Source organism: Ochrobactrum sp. EDr1-4, assembly GCF_049199085.1.
Classification (GTDB): Bacteria; Pseudomonadota; Alphaproteobacteria; order Rhizobiales; family Rhizobiaceae; genus Brucella.
Map to the genome: position 1 here is coordinate 14862 of NZ_JBLZOF010000004.1, position 26263 is coordinate 41124.

Here is a 26263-nt window from a genome sequence, read left to right on the forward strand (position 1 = left end):
ACGTCCGCGGTGCACATTATCGCTGGCCGGGTTGGCTAACGAGGATCAGTGATGCGAAGCTGGTAGGCTCAATGTCCCGCAAGGCTTGTTCCCCAGATAACGCTGCATGCGAAGGCTTCTTCGGAAGGCTGAAAACAGAACTCTTATACCCCCGTGATTGGAAGAGCACCACGATTGAGCAGTTTATCAAAGAAGTTGATAGCTACATTCGGTAGTACAACGAGAAACGGATCAAAATGTCACTTGGCGCACGAAGCCCAATCGAATATCGAAACAGTCTTGGCATTGTGACGTATAACCAGTCCAAGTTTTCGTCCGCCCCTCCTTTTTTACCCGCAATTCCTGCGCACTTCTGGGTGGAAATCAACACCGTCCATTTTTAAGCAAGTGCAGCACATATCCTCAAACTTCATTGAGGCTTTCAATATATCAAAATTTACGTCCGGTCAGCCCATATAAAATGCTAGGAAATCCTTTTATACTTTTTTCCACAATCAACATCCTAATTAACTCTTTAGCTAAAACTAAAAATGAACCAAATTCAAAGAATATCGGCTTATAACAATTATGCTTCTTGTAGTACTCTTTAATATTACCCCTGTTTCTAATAGCATAGTAACGTGAAAGATCACTAGAATCATTCAAATGCCGCAAGCCAAGGCTAATCTGCTTTTGCTTTCTGACTTTTTGCAGACACTTATCAGCAATAAATGCAACATCTGTGTGCTTAGATGCGAGCCAACCATAGATTGCATCGTCCCAAACAATGAAAAAACGCTCATCTGGCACACCAATCTTATTCACGATATCACGGTGGATCATCATTCCTTCAAAACAACCATAATTCGTTAGAAAATACCCCTTCCCCTGATATGGATCTTTGAGAAACGGCACTTGCACGGCAAGGCTATCGCAGATCCATTGCTCACAAAAGAAATGTTCTCCGTCGGGATCTTTTCTACCCGCGTGGAAGCATTTAAATTGGCCTGACCAACGCATCATATTGTCTAGACCGTTGGGGAGAACGATAACGTCATCATCCATGAGCCAGAACCAGTCTGCCGCAGTCTTCAAAGCCTCACTTACGCCGACAGAAAACCCGCCGGCTCCTCCCATATTCTTATCGAGGCTTTTAGTTACAAGTTCGAAACCAAGTTCTTTACTGGAAAAATCGCGCAAAATATTCTTGGTTGGCTCACTACTGTTATTATCTATAACGATAACAAAATCCGGCTTACGCTCCAGAGATGTTATGCTCTGTAACAGACCCTCTAATAGAGAAGGTCTATTATAAGTTACTATAACAATAGCCACACTCTGACTGTATATTATATCTGCAACCATTGCTATATATTACTTCCAATCGATTATTTAAGGCTTTCTGTCGAACCTGTATCGTAGCCCATCACAAAATGCGCGTCGCCATTGATGAAAACCATCCCAATCTAGCTTCTTTCTTATTAGAAAATAATAGGGGTAGAGAATCATGTCAGCGAAAAAGCTCAAAGGACGAAGATGTCTCCGGGCCAAATAGCCTCTATTCCTGAAGAAGTAATATTTTTTAAAGCTCGTTTCTGGCACGAGCAATTGAAGCTTACCTTCAACAATAGAGACAATTTCGCCCCATACAGGTGGATGGCTTACCAATGCAGTAGTTAAAGTACCAAACCGCACTCCATTTCGTCTTAAGCGTAGCAAGAAATCAACCTCGTCGCCACGAATGAACAACCTGATATCTGGAATGCCAATTTTGAAGAAAACATCACGTCTAACAAGCGCCCCGTTAAAAAAATGAGCCAGGTTCGGAATAAACTCCCTTTCCTGTACAGCTTGTCGATCAACTGTTAATCGACCGTTTATCTTGAATGGGAACGCCGTCTTCTGATCATCCTGAGATGCTACAATCAAGGGAGAAATAACATCGAGATTATGTTTCTCAGCACCATTAATAAGAATCCTAAGACAATCCGAACTGATAGGACAGGCATCATCATCCATAATCCATACCCACTCAGCACCAGAAGACAGCGCGGATAGAATTGCTAGTGAGAAACCTCCTGCGCCGCCAAGATTGATCTCAGACTTGAGGTAAGTTAGCTCCTCACCATCATAATCTGGACGACCACTCTGCCCCGCGTCGACGAGATGAATAGACAAAAGCTCCGGCTTCAATTGTTTGGATGAATCCAAAAGACGATCAATGTCATCGGGACGATTACACGTCAGCACGGCCATTGCGACAGACAAATCAAATCCTTTCCCTGCGAATTCCAAAGCCTATATAGAGAAAGCGATTGAAAGTTTCCAATCAATCGCTCTGCTTAACAATATTACACTGCTTTGTTAACCGGCCGCCAAGCGCGGTTCAATGGTTGTTTCGTAACATTTCAGAGCAGCACCAATTGCCTGATGCATATCCAGATAACGGTATGTTCCTAGTCGACCGCCGAAAATCACGTCATTTTCAGCATCAGCCATTTCCTTATAAGCGAGGTATGTCTTCTTATCCTTCTGTGTATCGATTGGATAATAAGGCTCGTCACCGCGCTGCGCGAAACGTGAGTATTCACGAACTATGACAGTCTTGTCCTTCTGATAATCACGCTCCGGATTAAAATGTCGGAACTCTAGGATACGAGTAAAGGGCACGCTTTCGTCAGCATAATTCATAACAGCAGTGCCTTGAAAATCGCCTACTTGCAAAACTTCAGGTTCAAAGTCAATCGTACGCCAGCCCAATTCCCCTGCCTTGTGATCAAAGAACTTATCGATCGGTCCGGTGTAAACAACCGGTTTTCCGGCAGGAATCTGATATTTTATGTCAAAGTAATCTATACCGGTCTGGATATGAATTAGGGGATTTGAAAGCATCTTTTCGAAGATGGCCGTGTAGCCATCAACAGGAAGCCCCTCATAAGCATCATTGAAATAACGATTGTCAAAATTATAGCGAACAGGAAGACGCGTAATTATACTTTCCGACAATTCTCGGGGATCCGTCTGCCATTGTTTCGCAGTATAGCCACGAATAAATGCTTCATAGAGCGGACGTCCAATTAGTGATATTGCCTTTTCTTCAAGGTTAACAGGCTTATTTTCACCCAACTCACGCGATTGCTCCAATACAAGCTGCTTAGCTTCCGCAGGAGACATCCGTCGTCCGAAGAATTGGCATATCGTGCCAAGATTAATTGGCATCGAATAAACCTGATCCTTATAAGACGTATATACCCGGTGCTTATAATCAGTGAACTTCGTGAAATTGTTCAAATAGTCCCAAACGAGCTTATTAGGAGTGTGAAAAAGATGCGCACCATATTTATGTATCTCGATACCCGTTTCCGCATCGTTTTCACTATACGCATTGCCGCCGATATGATTTCGCCGGTCTAAAATCAGCACTTTGCGCCCCAATTCATTGGCGGCGCGCTCGGCTATTGTTGCACCAAAAAATCCAGCGCCGACGATAATTAAATCGTAATGATCAAAATTCACAGCAAGCCATCCAGGTTCGTTATAATTAATATCGATTGGTTTATGCCATAATCGATCTAGCTATCGATCTCAAGATAAACGTAATCAGTCTTTATGAATGTCTACCTCATCATAAAACGTAATATCGATAAAAAATCATGTTATCAGTAATAACTAGTAATTGAAAATATTGTAAAATTTGCCGTGAGCCGGAAACGTAATGTGATATATATTTCGACTTTTTCATCATCCCTTAATCAAAAACGCCCTATTTGAAATGCAATGATTTCAGTGCTTTGATAGCATCGCCGGGTTAGTAAAAAAATCGAGGATACCTATGAGTTCGATCCGCAAAATCCGTAAAGCAGTTTTTCCTGTCGCAGGTCTTGGCACCCGTTTTCTACCCGCGACCAAGTCGATCCCCAAGGAAATGCTTACCGTCGTTGACAAGCCAGTTATCCAGTATGTCGTGGATGAGGCTCGTGAAGCCGGCATCGAACATCTGATTTTCGTCACTGGACGCAACAAGGCTGTGATCGAAGATTATTTCGATGCACAGGTTGAGCTTTATGCAACCCTTGCCGAGCGCGGCAAAAAGGCTGAGCTTGAGCATTTGCAAGAATTGCAGCCGCAGCCCGGTACTACGAGCTTTACCCGTCAGCAGGTTCCGCTCGGCCTTGGCCATGCGGTCTGGTGCGCGCGTGAGCTGGTCGGCGATGAGCCTTTTGCACTGCTTCTGCCAGATATGGTTATGCAGTCGAAGACGGGCTGTCTCAAGGAAATGGTCGAGCTTTATGAGCAGACCGGCGGCAATGTGATCGCTGTGCAGGAATGCGATCCTGAAGAAGCCCATAAATATGGCATCGTCGGAAAAGGCACTGCTATTGGCAATGGTTTTGAGATCAACCAGATGGTTGAAAAGCCTGCCAAGGGCACAGCACCTTCCAATCTCTATATCAATGGCCGCTACATTCTTCAGCCAGAAATCTTTGAACTGCTAAGCAAGCAGGAAAAAGGCGCTGGCAATGAAATCCAGCTGACCGATGCGATGTTAAAACTCGCTGATCAACAGAAATTCTATGGCTTTGATTATCATGGTCGGACATTTGACTGTGGTTCGAAGTCAGGCTTTATCGAAGCCAACGTAGCTTTCGCTCTTTGGCGCAAAGATATTCGCCCAATGGTAGAAGCGAATATCGCCAATCTTCTCAAGACGATCAAGCCAGAATAAGCCTGCAAATCGGAATAAATTTCCGGTCAATACAATGTGTAGATTCAACAGGTTAGAGCGCGGTTCTTCTGGAAGTACGTATGGTTCTCTAACCACCAAACAGAAAGTGAAAGCCACGCTTGAAGGATTGAAGGCGTGATTTTTACTTGTCAAAGACTATTTAAAAGCCTCTTATTTTCGAGAATCTTGGAAGTAGGTTGCCAATACATCTTCAGGAGCACCATCCATTTTTAGTTGCCCATGCTCTAGCCACACAATACGGTTACAATTCTTCATCAGCAGCTCTCTGGAATGGCTCGCAAGAACCAAAATTTTGGTTGATCCGACGAGGTCATGCATTCGCTTATTCGCACGCTCCTTGAAATCTTCATCGCCAGTCGACAACCATTCATCCATGATCAGAATTTCTGGACGAACCGACGTGGAAGTAGCAAATGCTAGCCTGAGTTGCATACCCGAAGAATATGTTCTGAACGGCATATCCAGGAAATCTCCCAAACCTGAAAATTCGGCTATTGCATCAAATTTTTCGTCAATCTCTTTTGGGTGCATACCCATCATTGCAGATCTAAGACGAATATTTTCGCGCCCCGTCGCATCAGGATCAATACCAAGCTGAATATTGATCAATGACACACAAGTTCCATCAATGAACGCGTCGCCTTGCGTGGGCGTGTAAATACCCGAAAGAACGCGTAGCAGAGTCGTCTTTCCAGAGCCATTGTGACCGATCAACCCAATCCGATCGCCATCATTCAATAATAATGATACCCTTTCAAGACCACGAATTACGACTAACCTATCACTCTTCCGCTCAATCTTTCCGCCTGTCGCAATGCTCAGAACGCGATTCTTAAGAGATCTGCTTGATGAGTTATAGATTGGGAACTCAACACTGACATTATCTAGCTTAATCAAACTCATATCATTACAACCAATACGCTACGCGCCAACGATATTTTCCAAAAAATACTAGTGCAACCGCCCAACCGAGAACGGCAAGCACGCTCGCAAAAACCCAGCTAATATTCTCCGGAGAATGGCCAAAGAGGGGAGCCCTCACCAATTCAATGAAGTGATAGAATGGGTTGAGTTCAATGAAGGCCCGTGAAACATGGTCTGGCAAAATCTTTACCATCCACATGATAGGTGTCGCATAAAAAAGTATCTGCAAGACATTCGTCACAACCTGCGTCATGTCGCGAAATCGCGCGCACAAAACAGCAAGAATAAGCATCATCCAAGCTAAATTCAGGCAAACGAGAAGAAACCCGGGAATTGCCAGAAATGCGTAAAAATTCATTGGATGTTGTAAGATCAAAGCAATAATAGGAAATATTACAATATTATGTAGAAAAATTATCACATTCCTCCACATGGTGCGCAATATATGTGTAAAAAGTGGCATCCGTACCTGCAGGATAATGCCATCCGATCCGCTGAATGTGGTACACCCCTCAGACAAGCAGCTAGTTATAAAGCTCCACATGATTACGCCTGCACATACGTGAGGCAAATATTCGCGCATCTCAGATTGGAAAAGCGTTCCAAAAATCGCACCCAGAGCACCGATCAAGACGGCCATATTCAAAGTGAGCCAAAAAGCTCCAAGCCTTGAACGGCGATATCGCTGTGCAACATCCTGCCAACCAAAAATTAAAGCCAGACGATACTTGGCAAAAGCCTCGATAATGTCGTTCAATGCTACATTGACGCCTGTCTTTGGCTTCAAACGGTATGCAACCAGCTCGGTATTCTCATCGAAAGCTTCAACGCTCATAAAGATCTAATCCTAGTTGAACATCGCGGCACCACTGCATGTGGTTTGGCACATAGTTCGTCAGCCTGAACGTGCGTAGTAATGGAATCACTTGAAATTAGTCAACCATTTCCCCAACCAAATGAATCGCTAACGTGGCCAAATTCGGATCAGCATACCCTTACTCCCAAGTTTTCTCTACGTCGTAGACTCATAAACTGATGCACCAGATGCCGAGAGAGTCGAACCAGGAAAACTGCACAGCTAGGATGGTAATCCCCCGTTTTTAACGGGGCTGAGCAGTAGAATTCATCTCGATCCCGAGCCCCTCCCGGTTGAAGTCGTCGATGACGTTCAAAGTCCGGAACAAGCGACCATCGGAAAGCTGATGGGCCATGATGTCCATAGGCCAGGTCTAGTTGGGCTATTGGGGGCACAGCCAGTGGCTCTGGTCGTTCCCGCGCCGTAAGCTTACGCTGGTCCCCACCTTCCAATTACAGTTCTGATTGTCGCAATAGACTTTTGAGATGATCAGGACGGAGTTTCCCCATGGACACTATATTGGAGGTTCTACGAGTTGGTGGCGGAAGCTGCGGGGGCCGAAAGTGGCCGGATGAGGTGAAGGCGCGGATTGTAGCGGCAACGCTGCTAGCTGGCGCTACGGTGCGTTCTGTTGCACGTTGGCACGGTTTGCTTGCAAATCATGTATCGACTGCGGTCTCTTGCGGAAAAGGAGTAGCTGGTATTGCCTGCGCCAGAGGATCTGGTGGAGTTTGCAACCTTAATGGTTGGGTCGACCACTCAGGCAGCGTGCATTGATGTTGATGTTCCCTCAGGCCCGGAAATCGTCGCGGGCGCAGTGTTCATTCGTCTGGAGGCTGGCGCTTCGGCGGATCAGATCGCATCGGTGGTGCACGACTTGGCTAACTGCCCATGATACTTCCTTCCAACCGGGTACGGATCATGGTTGAGACGAAGTCCATCGACTTCGGCAAGGGGTATGACGGGTTAGCGGCACTCGTATCATCGGTTCAGCGCGAGAACCCATTCACGGTACCGTATTTGTGTTCCGTTCACGCCGCGCGGATAGCTTGAAGCTGCTATATTGGGGCGGTACCGGGCTGATGATGGCTTACAAACGGCTGGAGGATATGAGTTTCACCTGGCCTGCCGTCAGAGACGGATTGATGACGTTGAACCACGCGCAGTTCGAGGCGCTCTTTTTTTGGGCTCGACTGGCGTAAAGTCAAGGCTCTGGAAGCCAGAGCGCCAGCTGCGGCAGAATGAATCAAATATCTGGATTTACTTGTTTTTGCTGGGTTCTGATGGTATCTTTGGTCTATGCAGATTACTCCCGCCCTTGATCTTTCAGCCATTTCAGCCGCGCAACTTGCGACGGCTCTCGCATTGATAGAAGAGGTTGCGGTGCTGAGGGATATCACCCGGCGGCAAGAGCATCTGATCGCCGAACTCAACCACGCTTTGCATGGAAAACGGTCGGAAAAGCTGTCTGTAGACGAGCGGCAGTTGGCATTCTGCAGGTCGATGGCTATCAGGGGTACAACCGGCTAACCAAACCTTCTCGAAAGGTTGGCAGTCCCATTCGGGTGGCTCATTGTTGGGCGCATGCAAGGCGCAAGCTGAAGGAAGTCTTCGACCGCGACGGCTCTGAGATCACCGCCGAAGGCCTGCACCGAATTGCGGAGTTCTACGCTATCGAGGCTGATATACGCGGCATCTCACCTGGCCAGCGCCTGTCTGCCCACCAGACCCGCGCCGCGCCCCTGGTCGCCGCCTTCGGTGAATGGCTTCAGACACAGCTTGCACGTTATCCGCCAAATCCCGTCTGGGAGAAAAGCTCACCTATATCCATAACCAATGGGAAGGCTGCAAACCGTCCTGACAGATGGTCGCGTAGAGATCAACTCCAACAGGGTTGAAAACCTAATCCGGCCTATCGCTCTCAATCGCAAAAACGCGCTTTTTGCAGGTCACGACGAAGGCGGTATTGTTTGGGGGCGCATCGCTTCGCTGATGGAAACCCGCAAAATCAACGATTGTCGAACCCTTTGCTTATCTCAAAGCAACACTCACTGCTATCGCAGCCGGATGTCCTCAAAGCTGCCTCGACGATCTGCTCCCATGGAACTTTAATACGTCAAGCTAAGAAACACGTGCAACGCAGCGAAAGCTTACCCCGCACCAGGCGATTCCTAGGCTTGATCCTCAGATTCAATTCCAGATCACGACAGATACGGTAAACTCTTTTGTGGTTCCATCCGAAACCTTTGATATTATGCAGATAAAGGAAGCACAGGCCGGAACCCCACGCTTTCCGGGCTGTCGTCAGACGCAACAGCCAGTTGACAATATCTTCGTTCTCGCTGTCGAGCTTGCGTCCATAGCTGTAGCACGTCTCGCTGATCGAGAACGTCCGACACGCAAGCGCCAAGCCCACCTTATGTTCTTGAACTGCTTGCCTGGCCATCTCCTTAAGTTGAGACGGCCTCAGCGCTTTTTTCCAACAGGTCCCTTTAGGAGATCGTTTGCATGCTCAGATCGGCATACATCTTCCTCAGTCGACGGTTCTCGTCTTCCATGCTCTTCATTTGGCTGACCATGGACGCGTCCATGCCGCCGAACTATGCCCGCCACTTGTAAAAGCTGGTATCACTCATGCTATGCTCCCGACAAATCTGCGCAACCGGAATGCCATCCTACGCCTGCTTCAGAATTGCCATACCTGTGCGTCGCCAAATCGTGATGTTTTTATACGAATCTTCTCCAAAATCATTGCGAGAAATTCTACTTTTAAACCCGGTTAATTGCCGGGGAGATTACCACAGCACAAAGCCTTGATTCAACAGTCGGTAGCTATCGGACCGCTACAAAATATCATCTGGCAAGAATAACCAAAATCAATGGGACAGAGGCGGTGTATACGATACTTCTTCAAAGCTGCAGGATATAGGCTGATTAAATGCGACATGCTTTAGATGAGACTGGGGGCAAGGTCACCATCGCCCACCACTTTCATTGCAAACGCTTGTCAATGTAGGCTAATTGTTACAATAAGAGACTGCTGTGCCTAGTTATTTGAGTTTGGCTTTGGATGCGTATATGCGGTAAAACTAATAAGGAAAAATACACACTATACCACTGGAAAACGATATGAAAGAAAAGAAAATATATAATACAATTCAACGGGTTATTTTCCCAACAGTCGCAGAAATAGATAAATCACCACTGTTCGTAAGATGGCCTAACGGCGGTGCTACCGCTTCAGTCGATATGTTCGGAATCAATATTTCCAAAGGAACAGTGTTAGATTTATCGACCTTTTTCAATTCTTTCAGCCATAAAAAATGGCTGGACCTAACTGGTCTGCAAAATCTTAGTGTTAGATTCGAAGGGTCAGGAAAATTTTTAATCAAGGTTCTCTGCTATACAGAAACAGCAGCGGCTTCTATTATTTTAGAAAAGGAGTTAACACTATCGAGTGAGGAAACTATATTAGAATTACAGAATATTGATGGAATAAATGGAAATATTATCGCATTAAATATACAGTCTCTGCAGGAAGACTCACATATTAAATGTCTTGAATGGGTAACTTTAGAAGTACCTAAACGTGACGTTAAACTCGCCGCTGTAATTACAACTTTCAAGCGCGAATTGGCTGCTCAGCGGGCCATTGATAAATTTAAAGATGTTATTATTCCCCATTCGCCGCACGCACCGATTGAATTATTCGTTATCGACAACGGCCAATCCCTCGATATTTCAATCGAAAATACTGCCATCCACCTGATCCCCAATCCAAACTTGGGAGGAGCGGGCGGTTTTGCTCGCGGTCTGAAAGAAGTACAGGACAGAAACCAGTTTACACATACTTTGTTCATGGATGACGACGCAGCATGTGAACCAGAAAGCGTCTGGCGCACTTGCGCATTGCTTTCATATGCTCACGACACAAAATTAAGCGTGGCAGGAGGGATGTTTCATACTGAAACACCAACCGTTCAGTATGAAAAAGGCGCAACACTTTTGTTGAACGGTAACGGGCCTGTTTGGGCGACCCATTATCATAACCGCAACCTTTCCGACATCGCCGTTGTCGCAAGCAATGATTATGGGGACTGGGCAAATTATGGCGCGTGGTGGTTCTTCGCATTCCCCCTTTCGGAAATTTCACAATATCCATTTCCGTTTTTTGTGCGTGGCGACGATACAGATTTTAGCATTGCAAACAATTTAAGAATTGCAACGATGAACGGTATTGCCACTTGGTGTGAGAATTTTGGATATAAGGTTTCGCCTTCTGTAATATATCTTGCTCATCGCAGTTGGCTTGCGCTGGTTCTTATGCATGGAGATGCAAAAAAAATTAGAAGTGCATATAAACACTGCTTAAAAGAATCTATACATATGGCACTTAGATTCCAGTATGCTTGTGCACTAGCTGCATTAGATGCAATTGATGACGTGGCCAAAGGGCCTGACTATTTTGCAGCAAATCCAGCCCCCATCGACAAGCTGAGCTCGTTCAAGAGTTTATACCCACCACAAAAATTAACAGCCAACGATTTTGAGAAACTTGTTCCTGTCCCAAGAACCTCGCCTCGTATTCGCCGCATAGTGGGCATTTTGACGATTGGTGGGCTCCTGCTTCCACAATCGCGAATACGTGAAAAGTATGCTCACACAAGAATACCGTGGGAATCAGGCACGTGGGATCTTTTGCGACTTAATGGTGCAGTTTATGGTGTGGGAGAAAACCTCTCCTTATTCAAACGTGATCGAAAAGCACTCTCCAAAGTCCTACTTCGTATACTCAAAACGAGAATGAGCGCTTTTACAAATATCAGCCGTCTTGAAGACGAATATAAAGCAGCTTCCACGACTTTGCGTACAAAAGAATACTGGGTAAAGCTGTTTTCGGCATTAAAGGGATAATCATGAACAATACAAAGCTTGCGATCTTGATGTTGGCTTGCAAAGACTACGAAGCTACAGAACTCGCTCTGGCTTGTCATATGTCTTATGGCAACCCTAATATTCCATTTTTCATCCTACAGAACTGTCGTGGAAGCTATGATGCGGAACGCACCTTACAAGTGGCAAAACGCTATCAAACGCTTTATCCCAAACAGATAAAAGTTATCGATAATATAGGTCCTGACTACCCATATAAGTCTATATCGGAGTTATTGGAATCTGACATATTTAAAGAATTCGATCTTGTGTGCAAGGTTGATGATGATGCATTTCCTATTTCGCCAAACTGGATAGACAGCCTTCTTTCTCTATGGCATGAAAAAGATAAAGAGCAAGGCGATCAACTCGCATATGTCACACCACTGATCAACAATAATTGTTGGGGTTTTCCAGAGACCTTGAAGGCCATGGATCTGGAGGAAACCTACTTTAAGAAGTACGCTCGTGATCATTACGCGGGAGCGGGATCAAGTAGGAAACTATATCCCGCAAATGCTATCGCAACTGGATCAGATGGAACCGTTTGGCAACTCCCTTATCTCGCGAGATGGCTACATGAAGAGACAACTCTGCAGCCTGATCGCTTCATTGCCGCGACTAAAGAACTAACTTCGGCCGAGGTGCCGTCGCAGGAGCGATATTCCATTGGATGTATACTTTTCAGAAAAGAATTCTGGAAAGCAATAAACGACGGTGGTCGCGATGACGAGCACATGATGCACCAGTATTGCAAGAAGAATAATTTGCGAATCTTTTGCCAAAGATCGATTCCTTTTGCCCATATGGCTTACTTCGTTCAACGAGAGGAAAATCGCGACATCGTTGAAGCCGCCCAAAAAATATATCAAGACAGGCTTTCTCTGCCTTATCCTATTGGCCTTCGCAAAACACGTGAACTGGAAATAGAGGCTCGTTTACGTTGGATCGAATTAAGCAATGCGGGTAGTAATGACCCCAATCACCAAGTCGCAGCAGGCAGCGGTGGCCCCAGCCTTTCTCCAGAAGAGTTTGGGGTTCGTGCATTCAAGGGAGTTGTACGCGCCATTCTTTATAAGCTGAGGCTATCGTCGCGGCGACCATAGAAAAATTCTAACGTGTTCACTTATCTCATCTAATGGAATATCCAGGGCTATAATCTATTCAGCCTTGGATGCTCTTTAGAGAATTCAACCTTATCTCGTTTTATTTAAACAGCGCAAAAAACCACCTCAAAGGCGCGGTAATTTTCCAAGTCCGGCTATTGAGAATCAAAATTCTTGCTGTTTTCTCTTGCTTGAGCTCTTCACTAATTCGCTCAACTTCCGCCAACATCGCGTCGAGCTTAGCTTGTACATTATTCAACTGACTTAACAATTCGGAATTTGATTCAAGCTGTTGGGTATATAGCTTTTGGGTTTCCTCTCGCTCAGCTCTAATATGCTCACAATGGCGGTTCGAATTTTCGAGTAAGCGGAGATTATTTGACCAAATATCAATGAAGTCAATTGGCAGAGCATTTGGCTTTCCATGCGCGGCGAAAATCGCATGCTCCATTTTTTTCTTCTTACTTACGAATGAATCCCGAGCCGTCTTATTGAAGGTTGGCAACCTACGATTCAATTCGTTTGACATGGCACTGTAAATATCCACACCAAGATCGTTGTTTAGTACAGGCCAGTTGCTGCCCATCTTGCGGACAGCCTCATGCTTGGTGTCATAGTAACCAGTTGTGCTAAGCGCCACCCCACTATACCCTGACAGGGATGCTAAAAAATGCGGATGGTATCGCGATGTGATAACCAATCCACCATCACTTACCGGGAATCCGCTTTCAGTGAGCTGACTCGGATCCAGAGAGGAAATACTGAAGCCGTGATTTTCAAGTACACTTCGGAGTTCAGTGCTTGGGCCGGCGACGTCAGCAGACATCGCAGCTGCATACACGATGTTATGAATCCCATGTGTCTTCAACAGCTCTATTGAAGCCGGACTAAAAAGATCTGAGACGATATGATCGCCTGGGAATAGATCATTCTGAAGGCAAATCACCAGCGTGGGTACACCCATATTCTGAAGCGGAAATTTGGGGGGGCCATTATGAATAAACAGGAGCGCGTCATCACCTGAAAAACTTAAATGCTCAGGCGATGATATCTTCAATAATTCGTATGATTCGGTATCTCTTACATCCACATAATCAAACGTCGACAAGATACCAGTTAATCCGGAAATGTCCTCCGATTTGACCGGCGAAAGTCCAAGGCCTGTTGCTATGATACGCGCAGCTGATCTCCACGCGAGGAGACGAGCGAGCAACAAGAGGATGTAGTTTGCCGGCCATAATGCATTCAGATATCCACCGCCAATGATATGGATTTGATCAATATTATAATGCGCAAGCGCATCGACGCAGTTGATTGCCTTCCAAGCTCGAGTTGGTTCCCGCAAACCATTATGAATACTATGCCACGAACTCGATGATTTCTGGCCTTGGTCGGGAACGACAGAATATGTGCAGGCCCACAGACTTTCATTCGATTTTAATGTGTAGACGTCGCCTCCGACAAACTGGGCAACATTATCTGGATTGTAACCGTCACAAAGTATTTCTGCATCATTATCTGCGTCTCTAATTGCCTTTATCCAAGCATGTAGTATAATCTCATCGCCAAAATTTGGCCCTCCGACCGCACCAATTAATAAATATTTAGCCATAAGAGAAATTACTTTCACAATGTTTGTAGGAATAACAATTATGCAGCTTTTTTTGATTCACTTATACGTCGAATTACCGGACTCACTGGTATTAGCTAGTTATCGACTATATTAGGATCAACGTGATGATTACCTCCGGATCGCAGTAAGCGCCACTTTTGTCTTAAAAGTCGAGCTGTGGTTTCGGCGCGGTCGTCTCGTCATGATATCTCCTGTTCCCGGCATCTAAGCCGAAGTCAGACAGAAATTCCACTTATCCCAGCTGTGCAGTTCTCCCGATGTATCTCTCAATCAACTGTGCTCAACGTTAGTCGATGCAGGTCCATACCTGGCAGCGTTATTGTTTACGAACGCTCAATCACTTCAGTCTGAGGATTATAAACCATATCGGCTACCATTTTTTTGACTTGGAAGCATTTCAAATGTTTGAAGGACGGATCTGATTAAAGCCTGCACATCTGTTGCCAGCCGCCGATCAATGTCGGATGCCAGTAAAGAAGAGAATATAATTGTTCGTTCTCTTGCACGCGTAAGCGCCACATTCATCCGCTCAATGCGCTGCTTGTCTTCAAAACCTTCAATTTCCAGTGGGAGGCGACCTTCTGGTGTGAACACTGAGTTCAAAAAAAACAGCACACAATCTGTATCTTTGCCCTGCACACCTTCGGGTAAGCCTAGAAATCTTAATTCCTTCAGATTTGCTTTTTGAACCACGTCATGGATTGACTTCAATTGCTTCTGGCTGAAAGCGACAATACCCACACTCTCTTTTCCAGCAATGCCTGACCGGCAGCGTTAATAATTGCCCGCACTTCTCCTCTTGAAACGCCGTCCCGTTTGCGTCCCAAGGGCACGTAATGCAGCTCGCTTTGACGCATGCCTCTATGTACTATGGCCAATCTGTTTTGATAACTGAAGATGTTGGACCACGTCACTGCATCGCAATTGCGCGCGCAATGATTTTTACGCAAAGGCAGCGTTGGAATATCTGATGAACGGGCTACTGCAAAAATCGAGTTTTTACAACTAATCTGAGAAAAGTGACCAAGGGCCACGAATTGTGGCCTGCCGTTAAAGAGGGAAGCGTCAAAAGCGATGCGCGTTGCGTCGTCGAAAATTAGAACCTCAGCCTTGTCATGGCGTGGCGGATTAAAAAGTTAGCTGCTGAAACTTGTGGTAGAACGGGCTTCATCTGCATGGTCTGGATAATTGTCACGCGGATCACGCGCTGAACCAAAAATGATATAATTGGCTTCACGCGCTCGGCCGATGAGAAACTTATGTCCCTTATCGGCCACGATGAAATCGTAACAACGCGCTTCGATCCCGTCAAGTGTGTTACCATCCGCTATAACCTTAACAGACTTGCCTATCGCCAGACAGTAATTGACCATTGCGGGAATCAAATGGGTTTCGCCGGTTCCAGCAGCACCCTCAATGATAAACGAACGGCTTCTATCGAGCATCAAAAGCGGTTGTTTCAATTCCTCTGTGTAAGATACCCAGGACGACGGGTCACAATGGTGCGAATGAATTTTGCCTTCTGTGATTAGGTCACTTGAATTGTAAAAGCCTTTAAACGAAGGTTTTGCGCGAAAAGATCGCTTAAGAAGAGCTTTTGGCTGAGCGCCTTTAGCGTCGCTTGAAAATTGGCGATCACGTACAGCGTAATAAGTTCTTCCACCATTTGAGACAGGGCCTGCCTAGAACTGGCTGAACTTTGTACGGCTGCCTGCATAGGCATTGGTAATCTCGCGGCGACGCGCGAGAAATTCATCCGGATCGGTCACGACGATCTCATCACGATCGTTTGAAACTAAGTCGCAATGCACAGCACCTAATCGGCGTTCAACGCGAGCATTTCTGATGATGATACGGACCCTGCCCTGATCGTCAGTCACGCGCTCGTAAGGATGGCCGTTTAACAAATTTGACTTCAAAGAAATTTTGGCTGGCTTTTCCATTAACCAGACAAGTCCGCTGTTAATTGTAGCAACCTCATATTCAAGCTTACAACGGGCGACTTCCAGCTCAATCGCGGTGCGCTCCATTCTGAGCTGTAATTTTTCTTTTCGCTTTTGCAGAATTTGGCGATAGCGTTTTGCCGGAATACGCTGACCCCAGGGATAAACCTGCGCATGCAGCCGCTTAGAAAGTCGTGGCCTGTCCAGCTGCAAATTCTCCCATTCGTCGATTTTATTTTCGGCGGTTTCAATTTCCGGCATCTCTTTGTACCAAACAATTTTCGCACGAAAATGTGCTGCCGCTTTTTCACAAAGACTAAGTACGAGCCTTTTGTAAGTCGCTTCCATTCGACGCTTCCATTCGGCATTAGACAGCGTCTTGTGCGGTTTAATCGGAACCATCACTTTTGACGGGTCGATATTTAATCCAGACACATCAGCTGCTTTTCTTCGAAAAGAAATTGAACGATCAGCTAAAAGCCAAAAATATTCAGCCCGGTTAATTGCGGATTATCATCCTTCATGCAGGCGATTATCGCAGACAGCTACGCAAAAAATCCTGACTGCAGAAGACAGCGAATGGGCCAAAATAGCTGCTCAACCCGTGCTATTTTGCGTATACACGCATCTTAATGCAAGTAGATCTTTTCGCGCGAAATTCGTGCGATATTAGTTTATGATTTTTATCAAGCAGTATAAAATATTTTTTTGTAAAATAAAAACATCGAAAAATTAGTGTTCTATGCCGCAGAATTCCGCGGCAAAAAAACGCAATAGAATTATACAAAATTCTCAATGTTATAAACTAACGGGAAATTTGGCACTTATACAATTGTTTTGAATTTTTAAATTGCAATCTCGATAAACTGAAAGTTGGATATTAAGCAACAATACAATAATTAAGATCATTTGATCAAAATTCGCTAGCAATAAATTGGTGTGATGTAAAATATATGTAAATCACATCACATAATATTGTGTAGAACCGGCATAAACGGAGCCTCAATCGGCTTTATTCGGCCCACCATGCCTCTAAATCAAATGCAAAGTGAAATTTTAAGGTTTTAAGGTGCTCATTTTCGAAAATAAGGCCAATTTCTGAGGATTTTCTCAATTCGTAGGGCTCAATACCTCAAAAGTGGCGCAAACGCCATTTTTGATCTGTTTTCGACGCTTCTAAGTGTCTCTGAAGACAACGCCAAGGCGTTTTTTTCCTCGAAATCCCGCGCTGCCGTTGGCAGCACACTAACGTGTGGCGGGATATAAGATTATAGCAGCGATAACTTAGAAAGAGAAGAAAATACTTTGTCTCAACTTTGGAAGTTCATTTCAGTGTCTTTTGACGATTTTTGACCCAGATTTTTAGGCGTGAATGAAAAAGTTGGACATAAAGATTGCCGATTGTCGTTCCTGATAGGCGATCGTCTGGTTTTGAATATTTCAGTTTTGAAGAGCTCGATGAGGGCGAATAGCAGCAGCAGAAAAATACAGAAAATAAGTTTCTAAAATTATGAGATGTGTGCGCTTTGCTCACTTGAATTGCTATTTATTTTTATTTTTGAAGGGTCGATCTGCGATCTCTTGATAGTTAGATTTCCCGAAAAAAGAGAAGAGTGGCGCGCCTGATAGATTGTGAAAGCGCGCAGTCATTAAACGGTTTGAGTGAGAGGTTTTGTGGTTTCAGCTTTACTTAGGCCAGAGCTTTTGTTCGTCCAAAATTATAAGGAGTTATGAAATGCGAATAATTGGAATGTTTGATCAGCGCGGCAACAGTATCGTTGGTCAAATGGAATTGCTCGGGCACACGATCGATCTGGTATTCTGGCCGCGTGAAAAGAAAAGCGAATTCAGTCCGGATTTCGATATTTATAAAAAGAGCTTCATCGTTGGATCTGCCTGGCGCAGAACAACGCTCGATACAGAGCAGAATTATCTCTCCGTCAAATTTGATGATCCGACTTTTGTGTCACCGGTTTATGCGCGGCTTCTCGATAAGGATGCAGACGGCAAATTTGCCCTCATCTGGCAGCGCCCCTAAGCCAAGCCTGTTTAAACCGTTGAGGTTTTCGCTCATATCACCATTGTCATCAGCATTCGTGCGTCTGACCATCCGTCGATAGCATTTACGCTCATCGACTGCTCTGAGGCAACAAGGCCATTAACTCCGCCGCCTGAATGATCAGGCCGCAGGCCGTTCCGCCTCCCTTCCAAAAAGACTGATCGCGCAATCCGCTTAATCCTGTCTGGAGCATCGCTGCTTCCAGCGTGCTTTCGCGCGCGGTTCGTCAGCACTGACATCAACAACAAAACAAAACGAAAAATAGAAAGACGGAAATTAATGACAACTGCACATACTAAACTTCAGCTCACCATCTCGTTTGATGATGGCAATGAGCCGCAATCCGCAAACATGCGCATCGAACTCGGGGAATCAAGCATTCTGCTGCCGATCACCCCTGGGCTTCGCTTTGAGGGTGAACACCCTCTGAGCATCAGCCTGAACTTTCCCAACAATTTTATTCTCAATAAGGAAACAAACGATGGATGTGTTTCGTCAAACTCAGCAATCACCGAAGAAACGTCACACACGAAATCCTCTGAAAACAAAGCAGACAAAAAGCAATTGCTTCTACCGTCTGCCCGTTCACAGACAGCTTCATCAAAATACCAAACACAATGGCCAGTCATCGGTGGTGATGACCTCATCCTCGACACGGCCGATATTCTGAGTTCAAAGGCATTCGCCGAGAAATTCAGCCCTGGCTTAAAGGATCTTAAAAAGCAGCTCAGCATTCCGATCTTTAAGATCGGTGAATGCGGTGAAGGTCGAATTGCTGATCGTATCAAGCAGCAGAGCAAGGATCAGTACGGGTCCTATTATCAAATCGATGGTGACTGGCCGGTGCAGGATGAAGGCTATGATGAATATTCAGCTCTTCAGATCTATTCGCCAGAGACTCTTCACGAGAATAGCCCGGTTCGTGCGTTAACCCGCGGCCTCTCGTTCACCCTCCCTCAAGGCATGAGGCGTCAGCAGTTCAGTGCCGACTTTCAAAAGCGGCTTGCATCTTGCAGCTGGCTCAAATGGCGCAACACCGAAGATGCCATTGCGCATTTTGAGCGCAAGAATATCAATCAGGATATTATCGATCGCTACACTGATTATGGTGTCGGCGGTCGAACGGACATGACCCAGGCCGTTGAGCTTTACTGCATCCGCAATGAAAATCCCGATGACTGCAAGCGGCTCATCGCCATCATTAAGAATGTCATTCTCGCGCATATGGGATTGAATTGAGAACTGCGAATTTGTGCTTCCGCTAAAGGAATTGCAATCCGAAATTCAATAACTGCAAATCTTTATGACAGGCTGGGTACGCTCGGCCTGTTTCTAAAAATGAAGCAACTATTCGAATTTTTTCAAAAATACGACATAAACTGAATGATGTTTATGAGTATGAAAGCGATACGACCACGGACAATCTATCCCAAGCAACGCCAAAATGATAAAATCATGAAAAATGTCATAAATTACGAAATTGTGATGATGTCGATTTTCCTATTGGAAACTTGAATTATTATGAAGAAAAATAAATTTTTTATAAATATTCAGTCTTTTTGTGAGATCCAGAAATAGATTTTTTATAAAATAATTTTCGGCTTTTTTAATTTTATATTTTTTTAGATATCTGAACTACGATTATTGAAACTAATTTTCAAAAAAATATAGAGCCATCTTAATCCTCCCCAATTTATAAATAATTTAATTATTTTTTTAAAAAAGGTCTGTGTGAGTTATTACTTTTTCTTGAAATTATTTTCCTAAACTTTACGTAAGTTATTTTACTGTTAAAATTCAATGCTTTATGAATTTCACCAATGATTGATTTTAAATTAAACAGCTGACTGGTAGCAGCAGAGAAATCTGACCAGCAAACTTATTTTATATTTTTACACGGATAAAATCACTTTTAAAACTCTGATAAAATATTAAATGGAGGAAATTTTAAAATAATTTTTTCCAATCAGTTTTCTCAAAAGTTTAGAAAATAATTGACCTTGAATGTGCCTAGTAAAAAAGCGTATCGGAAATGAGGCGCAAATGTTGCCAAAAATGGGAATTTAATGCGCCATCAATTTTATTATTTAAAAACAAACAATTAGATGATTTGTGGTATCTGGTCAAAATCTGCCTAAGAAATTTTTACTGGGCACTTGCTTTTTAACAACTTGCTAATGACAATATAAAGGAGGCGACGAACCAAAACAGTCCGCCGCCTCAAGATGGTTGATCCATCCATAGCCAAAGGGCCAGAGCGAACAACATATGCACTCTGCACGATATAACATGTTGCGATAAAGGCAACAGGCAACAAGCCGCGAGGGTCGTGCGTGACGATCTGGTCTGGAGGCTATGTATGGATCGACCGATATTAACAATGGGAGTATCATCCATGCATACCAATAAAGAAAGTCTTTTTAGCGACATCTCAGGAAGTCCATCAAATTTCCGTTTGCTGGCACTGCCGGAGGTGATGCAGCTGACTGGCCTCGGGCGTGCCACCATTTATGAATGGATGTCAGAGGGAAGATTTCCACAATCCCTGAAACTCGGAGGCAGCTCTGTTCGGTGGAGATCCGATGAAATGGAATATTGGATTTCCACACTACCTCGGCATCGAAGCAATGTCTTAGGCCAAAACAAAAGCGCGTCGCAATTCAGTCTATTCAAGCGACGCGCTTCATCTCTTCATATTTCAGCATGTCGTCACCTCAGAAGGGCAACGCCCCCCTTAAAAATACACTTTAATTGATCTTGCCGAATATTCTTTGAGCTGATCGACGGCGGCCAACAAGCAAATCTGATGCCGGCAGCATACCATCAAGGAGCATGTCAGCCCATATTTGTGCAAGCTCCTGTCGGCGCGCCATATGGCTTGCACGATTGTATGCTGCTTCAACCTTATCGTCTTGTTTGTGAGCGAGCATCGCGTCGATAATAAAACGATCAGCTGGAAAATTATCATTCATAATTGTCGAGAATGTCGCGCGCCAACCGTGAGGAACATGTCGGTGATGATACCCGGCCCGATTGAGAAGGTAACCCAGCGCATTTTCACTCATGGGCTTATGTGCATTTCGCGCATTGGGGAATACGTAGGGGCCCTTACCTGTCAACAGGCGAACGGCCTTAAGCGTTTCGAGAGCCTGCCGTGACAAAGGTACCCGATGGTCATTGCGATCATCGTTCTTCATCGCCTTTGTCATCTTCATACGTTCAGCAGGAATAGTCCAGACTGGATTGTCCTCATCAACACCTGCAAACTCGCTCCATGGCGTCGCCGCCAATGAACCAGGCCGAACGGCGGTAAGAGCAAGCATACGCATTGCAAGTCGCGTGACTGGATGCGCCGTTTCACCATCTATCGCTTGAATGATTGCACGTGCTTCTTCGAGCGTGGCAGCAGCCGGATGACGACCTTTCCTAATCGGCGCTAGCGCCTTCTGAACGATCGACGCGGGATCAGAGCTACCTTTTCCAATCGCTATAGCAAAAACAGCTGACACACGTTGACGCACACGATGTGCTGTCTCAATCGCAGGGCGTTTTTAAATTTTACGCAGAACGCTTAGTACCTCAGGCGGTGTAATCTCATTAATTTGCATATCACCGAGATCGGGAAATACGTCACGCGTCAATGTATGAATGACTTCATCTGCATGACGCTCACTTCACGAACCCTTCTGAAGATTAAACCATTCCCGGGCAATCGCTTCAAAGGTAGACGCTTCATTAGGCCTCATGAGCTTTTGTTTCTTCTTGGCAGCAGACGGATCGACGACAGATCGCAACAGCTTTCTGGCCTCTTCTCGATGTTGCCGAGCCTAAGCAAGCGAGACCTCAGGATACGGGCCGAAAGATATCATTTTTGCCTTGGAATCGAAACGATAACGATAACGCCAAACTTTTGAACCGGTCGGCATAATGAGAATCGAAAGTCCGTTCGAATGTGTTTGGTGATAGGACTTGTCTTTAGATTTAGCTCTTTTAATTGCAGCATCTGTCAACATTTTCGCCCCCCGTGACGTATACGCATTAAGGCGCCGCGATATACGCTTTTCTCCGATCGCGTATACACATTATATACGCATTTTGACTGGCTTGCCGGATACGTACATGGAAGGACGCGGAGAGATAACCGGCGCAAAAGCCCGAAATTGCGCGGTTTTTTGATGGATCTGGAATTTCAAGGAAAGGGAAATGGCGGAGGGGGTGTCCTATTATTTATTCTAATAAGTCATTGAATTAAAATCATCTTCCATTTCAGGTATCACCTAAATATCCGGTTTCATATCCGGTTTTTACAGCTAGTTCGAATGAGCACTTTCATCCCATGTCATCTATGAACGTGTCGTCCAAGCGGTTTAAACTTACCTACGGCTTAGAAGGCTGTGAGATTTATTTCGTTTTCAATGAACTCTCCAGCTTACGACACGCTGATACAGGCGCAAATTAGCCGTGCTTGGAGCTCTTTCGGCTTCAGATGTGGTACCGACGGGTCGCTTCATCGATCTTACATAAACCCTTATTTTGCGGTATTTTTCCGTACTTCTTAAATAATATGTGGCTCATAATGTGGCCCAAAATGTGGGCAATAATACCTGCCTGTTTCATATCTTTATTCTGGATCTGCAAACCTGTTCAAGCGAAGCCATTCGCTTGAACAATGCTAGCGCGGATCCTGATTGTCTGAAGATTAGACTCCCCCCTAAAAGACAGATCCCAGAGTGCTCAGTTTGTTCGAGCATCTAAGATAAAAAGCGAAGTAGGGATCCACTATATCCAACGTGTCTCCATCCCACGCTAGCACTTCTGATGAAGACTGCACCTCAGTACAAATCGTCTGCATCTGCTCCAGACAAGAGGTAACACTGGAGCCGGAAGGCGTTTCTCCTGTGCATACATTCTTTATTCGGGACTGAATATCATCGTAAGTAAATGAAAGCGCTACAGGGCTTTGCTTCACAGCAAGCAATACCGTTCTGTAAACATCACCGTTCGTTCCATCTACCAGTGCATGCGTTTTTCGCTCTGTTCCGCGTACTCGCGGCCCTGCATGAAGACTTGAAAGCAACTTTGTATAATCAGTTACGACCGAAGTCCTGCGCAACCCATCCTCGATCTGGCCCTCTGTAACCTCATAATGCACAAGATCTTTCGTCGGACCCACAACACCCAAAACCTGACAGAGATTAAGGCAGATTGTCTGCATGAGTTGCGGAGACCCCATCGCCTCATCTGCCAAACGTCTTTTAATCTCTTCGCTTACAACGATCCCCAGTGCCTCAAATCCTTTGTCAGCTATCTGAACGAGATGATCGCTGTTCCAGCGTTCAATATCAACGCCTGCAACCCTACCGCGAAGTTCTTCATTGCTGCGCACTACATCGTCAGACCTATGTGGAACTGATGCAGTCAGAATTTTTACACCATTATCAGCAGCCGCTTTTACTTGCCTGCCGATCTCAGTCCTGATTTCTGGTTTTATATAGTGAAAATCATCTATGAAGATTACAAAATCGCTATTGGCCACCTCTTTGATGACCTGTGTTAGAGGATTGATTGTTGTAGTTGAACTTACAGTATTTGCCTGACCCTGCCGATAGTCTACACCGCCGCTAAACGATCCTTTGACTACTACAGCACTCACGCCACCTTCACCTCTAGCACTCATGCCAATAGAATTATTATCGGCCAAGGATTTGGTTTCGCTTAATGGCGTACCCATCCACTGCAAAACTTGCTCCCAAAGATTGCTAGCCGCGTTGATTGCCGCCCCGTGAACATATATTACATAGTCATAATCAATTATTTTTTTAATTAGAACGGTTTTTCCGGTCTTAGATGGACCGCTTATTGATACGATCGTCTTCGGCATCTCCATATTATTTCTAAGATGCTCTTCCAGCTTCAAATCTTCACGACCAACGTAAGTATAGGATGGAATATCGTTTGGAGTGAATACGTCGATTAATTTCATTTACTGCCCCTGAGCCGCCTAAATGATGATGATTCTAAGTCTAAATTAGCCGAAATTCTGATCTTGTCGAGATAAGGCTTCCGAGACCGGAGAGAACTAGAACTCATACCTCTCATCCATGTAACCTTTTAAATGTCCGATGCAATAAAAGCGGCTCCATAATAAGACCACCGGCTTAGAAGGATGTAAGATTTCTTTGGTTTTCAATAACGGTTCCAACTTTAAGCCGTCTCAATAGGGTTGCTAATGATGGGAAGTTGGAACTTTTGACAGGCGTTAAAACGCCTCCTCAAACAGCATTTCCCCACAGCTTATCAACCGGATTTCCACCGCATTTTCACACTCGTAAAAAGCTTGATTGACTCTTTTCCAAAATGAGAACATTTTAGGAACATTCCCCTACAGCGCGGAATATGTTCCTTAGTGCCTATGCACTCGGGACAGGTTTCGTGCGCCCTGTTTTCTGGAGTTTGAAATGCGCCTGCCTGAGACGATTGAACGACTGTACCTCGACTTCGACGGGTTTTTCGCGTCGGTCGAGCAGCAGTGCGACAAGCGTCTGCGAGGTCGGCCAATCGGTGTCGTTCCTTTTGAAGGCACCAATCGAACTGCCGTGATCGCCTGCTCAAAAGAGGCGAAAGCGATGGGTGTGAAGAATGTGATGCCAATCAAGGACGCGCTTCGGGTTTGTCCGGATCTCATTCTCGTGCCACAGAACCCAGATCTATACCGACGAGCGCACAATGCCCTGCTCTGCGAGATCGAAACGGTCATCGCTATTGATACCGCTAAGAGCATCGATGAGCTGACGTGCGTTCTGGACGACAGCGGCAAGCGAGATCCTGAATTGCTTTCCGCCCGCATCAAAGCCGCTATTGCTGACAACATCGGACCATACATCACCAGCTCGATTGGTTTTGCTGCGAACCGCCAGTTGGCCAAGATCGCGTGCAAGGCTGGGAAAGATGAAAGCAAGCGTCACGGTAGCTATGGCAACGGCCTTGCGATCTGGCATCCCGCATCGATGCCCGCGCCATTGCTGAAAATCCCGCTGGAAGACATTCCCGGTATCGGATCAAGCTTGGCGCAACGGCTTTACAAGAACCGGATCTACACGACAGAACAGCTTTACGCATTACAGCCGAAGCATATGCGCAAGATCTGGAACAACGTGAACGGTGAGCGACTTTGGTATGCCCTACATGGATATGACATCCAAGCGCCAGAGCAACAGCGCGGGATGTTTGGCCATGGGCGCGTGCTGCCGCCAGAATCCCGCAAGATCGATGGCGCTTACGAGATCTCACGCCTGCTACTCACTAAGGCCGCGCGTCGCCTGCGCCGTGAAAACTTCTATGCTGGAGGTCTATGGCTCTGGCTTTCAATTCATGATGGCTCATGGCTGGGCAAACAAGGACTATCTGTCGTGAATGACGATCAAGCCATCTTGGCTGGTCTTAATGCGCTGTGGAATCGTGTCCGCCGAGAGTTTCCGAAAGGCACGACAATCTTCCGGGTTGGCGTCACCCTATATGATCTTTCGCCAGCCGATGAGCGCCAGATTGATCTCCTCAATAATGACGACAAACTGCGCCAGAAGTGGGAACGCGCCAATGGTGCTGTCGATAAGCTCAACAGCAAATATTCCAGCACAATCGTCAGTATGGGCGAATGGAAGCCACCGGCAGGCGGACACGTTGGCGGAAAGATCAGCTACACCCGCATTCCTTCAGCCGAGGACTTTTGGTGATGGGAAACTGGAAAACTCACATCAAAGTCGGCGATCTGGCAGATGATCAGAAGCTGGAACTGATTTGCCGGAAATGTAACCGTCTGGCCTACACCGATAAATTGTTGCTCTGCGAGACGGTTGATCGTTCGCAACTCTATCTCGATCAGATCGAGAGCATGGCGCGCTGTAAAGGTCGCGGCTGCAAAGGTACGATGCGCCTATCCATGGTGCGCCTTAAGGAAATGAGCGGCTTTGTCGGTGGGTTAGCATGAGCGGATACGGAACAGATAATGGCCGCGTTTCCAAGCCCGGAGGCAAGTGGGAGCATTGGTGCGATGCTGACGGATGCAAAGCATGGGGCACATACGG

26 protein-coding genes and 4 pseudogenes are annotated in these 26263 nt (G+C 45.6%); 15 read left to right on the forward strand and 15 right to left on the reverse strand.

The annotated features are described in order from the left end of the window. Positions 1-5 precede the first annotated feature (5 nt). Positions 6-287, forward strand: a pseudogene (locus ACOZHT_RS14865) (transposase); the annotation flags it as partial. A gap of 142 nt (positions 288-429) precedes the next feature. Here the strand turns inward: ACOZHT_RS14865 and ACOZHT_RS14870 are convergent. From ACOZHT_RS14870 to glf, 3 genes are all read right to left on the reverse strand, one after another. After that, positions 430-1344 carry a glycosyltransferase gene (locus ACOZHT_RS14870; protein WP_421565877.1) on the reverse strand — a complete coding sequence of 305 codons (915 nt, stop codon included), beginning with the start codon at positions 1342-1344 and terminating at the stop codon, positions 430-432. Between the two features lie 27 nt (positions 1345-1371). Then, entirely contained in the window at positions 1372-2247 is an 876-nt protein-coding gene (locus ACOZHT_RS14875) for a glycosyltransferase (RefSeq protein WP_421565878.1), read from the reverse strand. A 96-nt stretch (positions 2248-2343) separates the two neighbouring features. Next, positions 2344-3495 carry a UDP-galactopyranose mutase gene (gene glf, locus ACOZHT_RS14880; protein ID WP_421565879.1) on the reverse strand — a complete coding sequence of 384 codons (1152 nt, stop codon included), beginning with the start codon at positions 3493-3495 and terminating at the stop codon, positions 2344-2346. Between the two features lie 316 nt (positions 3496-3811). Between glf and galU the strand changes: the two genes are divergently transcribed. Then, positions 3812-4705, forward strand: a complete 894-nt coding sequence (galU, locus tag ACOZHT_RS14885; protein ID WP_421565880.1) for a UTP--glucose-1-phosphate uridylyltransferase GalU — start codon at positions 3812-3814, stop codon at positions 4703-4705. Between the two features lie 171 nt (positions 4706-4876). Here galU and ACOZHT_RS14890 read toward each other — a convergent pair whose 3' ends face one another. The 3 genes and pseudogenes from ACOZHT_RS14890 to ACOZHT_RS14900 all read right to left on the reverse strand — a co-directional run. Next, positions 4877-5629, reverse strand: coding sequence for an ABC transporter ATP-binding protein (locus tag ACOZHT_RS14890; protein ID WP_421565881.1), 753 nt, complete (start codon positions 5627-5629; stop codon positions 4877-4879). Between the two features lie 4 nt (positions 5630-5633). Continuing rightward, entirely contained in the window at positions 5634-6485 is an 852-nt protein-coding gene (locus tag ACOZHT_RS14895; protein ID WP_421565882.1) for an ABC transporter permease, read from the reverse strand. 286 nt (positions 6486-6771) lie between these two features. Beyond that, positions 6772-6940: pseudogene (locus ACOZHT_RS14900) on the reverse strand (IS3 family transposase); the annotation flags it as partial. Positions 6941-7013: 73 nt separating this feature from the next. On the opposite strand from ACOZHT_RS14900, the gene ACOZHT_RS14905 reads away from it, so the two are divergent. The 6 genes from ACOZHT_RS14905 to ACOZHT_RS14930 all read left to right on the forward strand — a co-directional run bounded on the left by ACOZHT_RS14905 (position 7014) and on the right by ACOZHT_RS14930 (position 8631). Beyond that, positions 7014-7283 (forward strand): transposase, encoded by a 270-nt coding sequence (locus ACOZHT_RS14905; protein WP_421565883.1) that lies wholly within the window; start codon positions 7014-7016, stop codon positions 7281-7283. Continuing rightward, positions 7210-7401: a hypothetical protein gene (locus ACOZHT_RS14910; protein ID WP_421566022.1), complete on the forward strand. Its 192-nt coding sequence runs from the start codon at positions 7210-7212 to the stop codon at positions 7399-7401. The genes ACOZHT_RS14905 and ACOZHT_RS14910 overlap by 74 nt, the downstream gene beginning before the upstream one ends. Before the next feature lie 109 nt (positions 7402-7510). Then, complete coding sequence (gene tnpB / locus ACOZHT_RS14915) at positions 7511-7708, forward strand: IS66 family insertion sequence element accessory protein TnpB (protein ID WP_421566012.1); 198 nt, start codon at positions 7511-7513, stop codon at positions 7706-7708. A gap of 97 nt (positions 7709-7805) precedes the next feature. Continuing rightward, a complete protein-coding gene (locus tag ACOZHT_RS14920) occupies positions 7806-8036 on the forward strand; it encodes a hypothetical protein (protein ID WP_421565884.1) in 231 nt (76 codons plus the stop codon). Beyond that, on the forward strand, positions 8000-8404 hold the full coding sequence (locus ACOZHT_RS14925; RefSeq protein ID WP_421566013.1) for an IS66 family transposase: 405 nt from the start codon (positions 8000-8002) through the stop codon (positions 8402-8404). Before ACOZHT_RS14920 ends, ACOZHT_RS14925 begins: the two co-directional genes overlap by 37 nt. A gap of 116 nt (positions 8405-8520) precedes the next feature. Beyond that, positions 8521-8631, forward strand: coding sequence for a transposase domain-containing protein (locus ACOZHT_RS14930; protein WP_421566014.1), 111 nt, complete (start codon positions 8521-8523; stop codon positions 8629-8631). A gap of 24 nt (positions 8632-8655) precedes the next feature. Here ACOZHT_RS14930 and ACOZHT_RS14935 read toward each other — a convergent pair. Then, positions 8656-9237: pseudogene (locus ACOZHT_RS14935) on the reverse strand (transposase); the annotation flags it as partial. Between the two features lie 398 nt (positions 9238-9635). Between ACOZHT_RS14935 and ACOZHT_RS14940 the strand changes: the two are divergent. Together ACOZHT_RS14940 and ACOZHT_RS14945 are read left to right on the forward strand one after the other, a co-directional pair. Beyond that, positions 9636-11420: a glycosyltransferase family 2 protein gene (locus ACOZHT_RS14940; RefSeq protein ID WP_421565885.1), complete on the forward strand. Its 1785-nt coding sequence runs from the start codon at positions 9636-9638 to the stop codon at positions 11418-11420. Positions 11421-11422: 2 nt separating this feature from the next. Continuing rightward, entirely contained in the window at positions 11423-12544 is a 1122-nt protein-coding gene (locus tag ACOZHT_RS14945) for a hypothetical protein (RefSeq protein ID WP_421565886.1), read from the forward strand. Between the two features lie 100 nt (positions 12545-12644). Here the strand turns inward: ACOZHT_RS14945 and ACOZHT_RS14950 are convergent, their stop codons facing one another. The 4 genes from ACOZHT_RS14950 to ACOZHT_RS14965 all read right to left on the reverse strand — a co-directional run bounded on the left by ACOZHT_RS14950 (position 12645) and on the right by ACOZHT_RS14965 (position 16555). After that, positions 12645-14156, reverse strand: a complete 1512-nt coding sequence (locus ACOZHT_RS14950) for a polysaccharide pyruvyl transferase family protein (protein WP_421565887.1) — start codon at positions 14154-14156, stop codon at positions 12645-12647. A 375-nt stretch (positions 14157-14531) separates the two neighbouring features. After that, a complete protein-coding gene (locus ACOZHT_RS14955) occupies positions 14532-14918 on the reverse strand; it encodes an AAA domain-containing protein (RefSeq protein ID WP_421565888.1) in 387 nt (128 codons plus the stop codon). A gap of 395 nt (positions 14919-15313) precedes the next feature. Beyond that, complete coding sequence (locus ACOZHT_RS14960) at positions 15314-15622, reverse strand: hypothetical protein (RefSeq protein ID WP_421565889.1); 309 nt, start codon at positions 15620-15622, stop codon at positions 15314-15316. Between the two features lie 237 nt (positions 15623-15859). Continuing rightward, complete coding sequence (locus ACOZHT_RS14965) at positions 15860-16555, reverse strand: hypothetical protein (RefSeq protein ID WP_421565890.1); 696 nt, start codon at positions 16553-16555, stop codon at positions 15860-15862. Between the two features lie 1300 nt (positions 16556-17855). Here ACOZHT_RS14965 and ACOZHT_RS14970 point away from each other — a divergent pair. From ACOZHT_RS14970 to ACOZHT_RS14980, 3 genes are all read left to right on the forward strand, one after another. Next, positions 17856-18158, forward strand: a complete 303-nt coding sequence (locus ACOZHT_RS14970; RefSeq protein WP_421565891.1) for a DUF736 domain-containing protein — start codon at positions 17856-17858, stop codon at positions 18156-18158. A gap of 300 nt (positions 18159-18458) precedes the next feature. Continuing rightward, a complete protein-coding gene (locus tag ACOZHT_RS14975; RefSeq protein WP_421565892.1) occupies positions 18459-19418 on the forward strand; it encodes a hypothetical protein in 960 nt (319 codons plus the stop codon). Between the two features lie 1156 nt (positions 19419-20574). Further along, a complete protein-coding gene (locus ACOZHT_RS14980; protein ID WP_421565893.1) occupies positions 20575-20934 on the forward strand; it encodes a helix-turn-helix transcriptional regulator in 360 nt (119 codons plus the stop codon). Here ACOZHT_RS14980 and ACOZHT_RS14985 read toward each other — a convergent pair. The 4 genes and pseudogenes from ACOZHT_RS14985 to ACOZHT_RS15000 all read right to left on the reverse strand — a co-directional run bounded on the left by ACOZHT_RS14985 (position 20927) and on the right by ACOZHT_RS15000 (position 24162). After that, on the reverse strand, positions 20927-21688 hold the full coding sequence (locus tag ACOZHT_RS14985) for a tyrosine-type recombinase/integrase (RefSeq protein ID WP_421565894.1): 762 nt from the start codon (positions 21686-21688) through the stop codon (positions 20927-20929). The genes ACOZHT_RS14980 and ACOZHT_RS14985 overlap by 8 nt on opposite strands. A gap of 42 nt (positions 21689-21730) precedes the next feature. Next, positions 21731-21841 (reverse strand): annotated as a pseudogene (locus ACOZHT_RS14990) (phage integrase central domain-containing protein); the annotation flags it as partial. A 165-nt stretch (positions 21842-22006) separates the two neighbouring features. Further along, entirely contained in the window at positions 22007-22192 is a 186-nt protein-coding gene (locus tag ACOZHT_RS14995; protein WP_421565895.1) for an Arm DNA-binding domain-containing protein, read from the reverse strand. A gap of 698 nt (positions 22193-22890) precedes the next feature. Then, on the reverse strand, positions 22891-24162 hold the full coding sequence (locus ACOZHT_RS15000) for a hypothetical protein (protein WP_421565896.1): 1272 nt from the start codon (positions 24160-24162) through the stop codon (positions 22891-22893). Between the two features lie 475 nt (positions 24163-24637). Here ACOZHT_RS15000 and ACOZHT_RS15005 point away from each other — a divergent pair, with 475 nt between their 5' ends. Beyond that, the gene (locus tag ACOZHT_RS15005; protein WP_421565897.1) at positions 24638-25912 is read left to right on the forward strand and encodes a Y-family DNA polymerase; all 1275 of its coding nucleotides are present in this window, start codon (positions 24638-24640) and stop codon (positions 25910-25912) included. Continuing rightward, a complete protein-coding gene (locus ACOZHT_RS15010) occupies positions 25912-26166 on the forward strand; it encodes a hypothetical protein (RefSeq protein ID WP_113485226.1) in 255 nt (84 codons plus the stop codon). Before ACOZHT_RS15005 ends, ACOZHT_RS15010 begins: the two co-directional genes overlap by 1 nt. Positions 26167-26263 lie beyond the last annotated feature (97 nt).

Bases quoted from the DNA above. Each gene is read 5' to 3' on its own strand.
- ACOZHT_RS14870 (WP_421565877.1), bottom strand. From the start codon at position 1,344: ATGGTTGCAGATATAATATACAGTCAGAGTGTGGCTATTGTTATAGTA.
- galU (WP_421565880.1), top strand. From the start codon at position 3,812: ATGAGTTCGATCCGCAAAATCCGTAAAGCAGTTTTTCCTGTCGCAGGT.
- ACOZHT_RS14890 (WP_421565881.1), bottom strand. From the start codon at position 5,629: ATGAGTTTGATTAAGCTAGATAATGTCAGTGTTGAGTTCCCAATCTAT.
- ACOZHT_RS14895 (WP_421565882.1), bottom strand. From the start codon at position 6,485: ATGAGCGTTGAAGCTTTCGATGAGAATACCGAGCTGGTTGCATACCGT.
- ACOZHT_RS14905 (WP_421565883.1), top strand. From the start codon at position 7,014: ATGGACACTATATTGGAGGTTCTACGAGTTGGTGGCGGAAGCTGCGGG.
- ACOZHT_RS14920 (WP_421565884.1), top strand. From the start codon at position 7,806: ATGCAGATTACTCCCGCCCTTGATCTTTCAGCCATTTCAGCCGCGCAA.
- ACOZHT_RS14940 (WP_421565885.1), top strand. From the start codon at position 9,636: ATGAAAGAAAAGAAAATATATAATACAATTCAACGGGTTATTTTCCCA.
- ACOZHT_RS14945 (WP_421565886.1), top strand. From the start codon at position 11,423: ATGAACAATACAAAGCTTGCGATCTTGATGTTGGCTTGCAAAGACTAC.
- ACOZHT_RS14950 (WP_421565887.1), bottom strand. From the start codon at position 14,156: ATGGCTAAATATTTATTAATTGGTGCGGTCGGAGGGCCAAATTTTGGC.
- ACOZHT_RS14960 (WP_421565889.1), bottom strand. From the start codon at position 15,622: ATGCTCGATAGAAGCCGTTCGTTTATCATTGAGGGTGCTGCTGGAACC.
- ACOZHT_RS14970 (WP_421565891.1), top strand. From the start codon at position 17,856: ATGCGAATAATTGGAATGTTTGATCAGCGCGGCAACAGTATCGTTGGT.
- ACOZHT_RS14975 (WP_421565892.1), top strand. From the start codon at position 18,459: ATGACAACTGCACATACTAAACTTCAGCTCACCATCTCGTTTGATGAT.
- ACOZHT_RS14980 (WP_421565893.1), top strand. From the start codon at position 20,575: ATGCATACCAATAAAGAAAGTCTTTTTAGCGACATCTCAGGAAGTCCA.
- ACOZHT_RS14995 (WP_421565895.1), bottom strand. From the start codon at position 22,192: ATGTTGACAGATGCTGCAATTAAAAGAGCTAAATCTAAAGACAAGTCC.
- ACOZHT_RS15000 (WP_421565896.1), bottom strand. From the start codon at position 24,162: ATGAAATTAATCGACGTATTCACTCCAAACGATATTCCATCCTATACT.
- ACOZHT_RS15005 (WP_421565897.1), top strand. From the start codon at position 24,638: ATGCGCCTGCCTGAGACGATTGAACGACTGTACCTCGACTTCGACGGG.
- ACOZHT_RS15010 (WP_113485226.1), top strand. From the start codon at position 25,912: ATGGGAAACTGGAAAACTCACATCAAAGTCGGCGATCTGGCAGATGAT.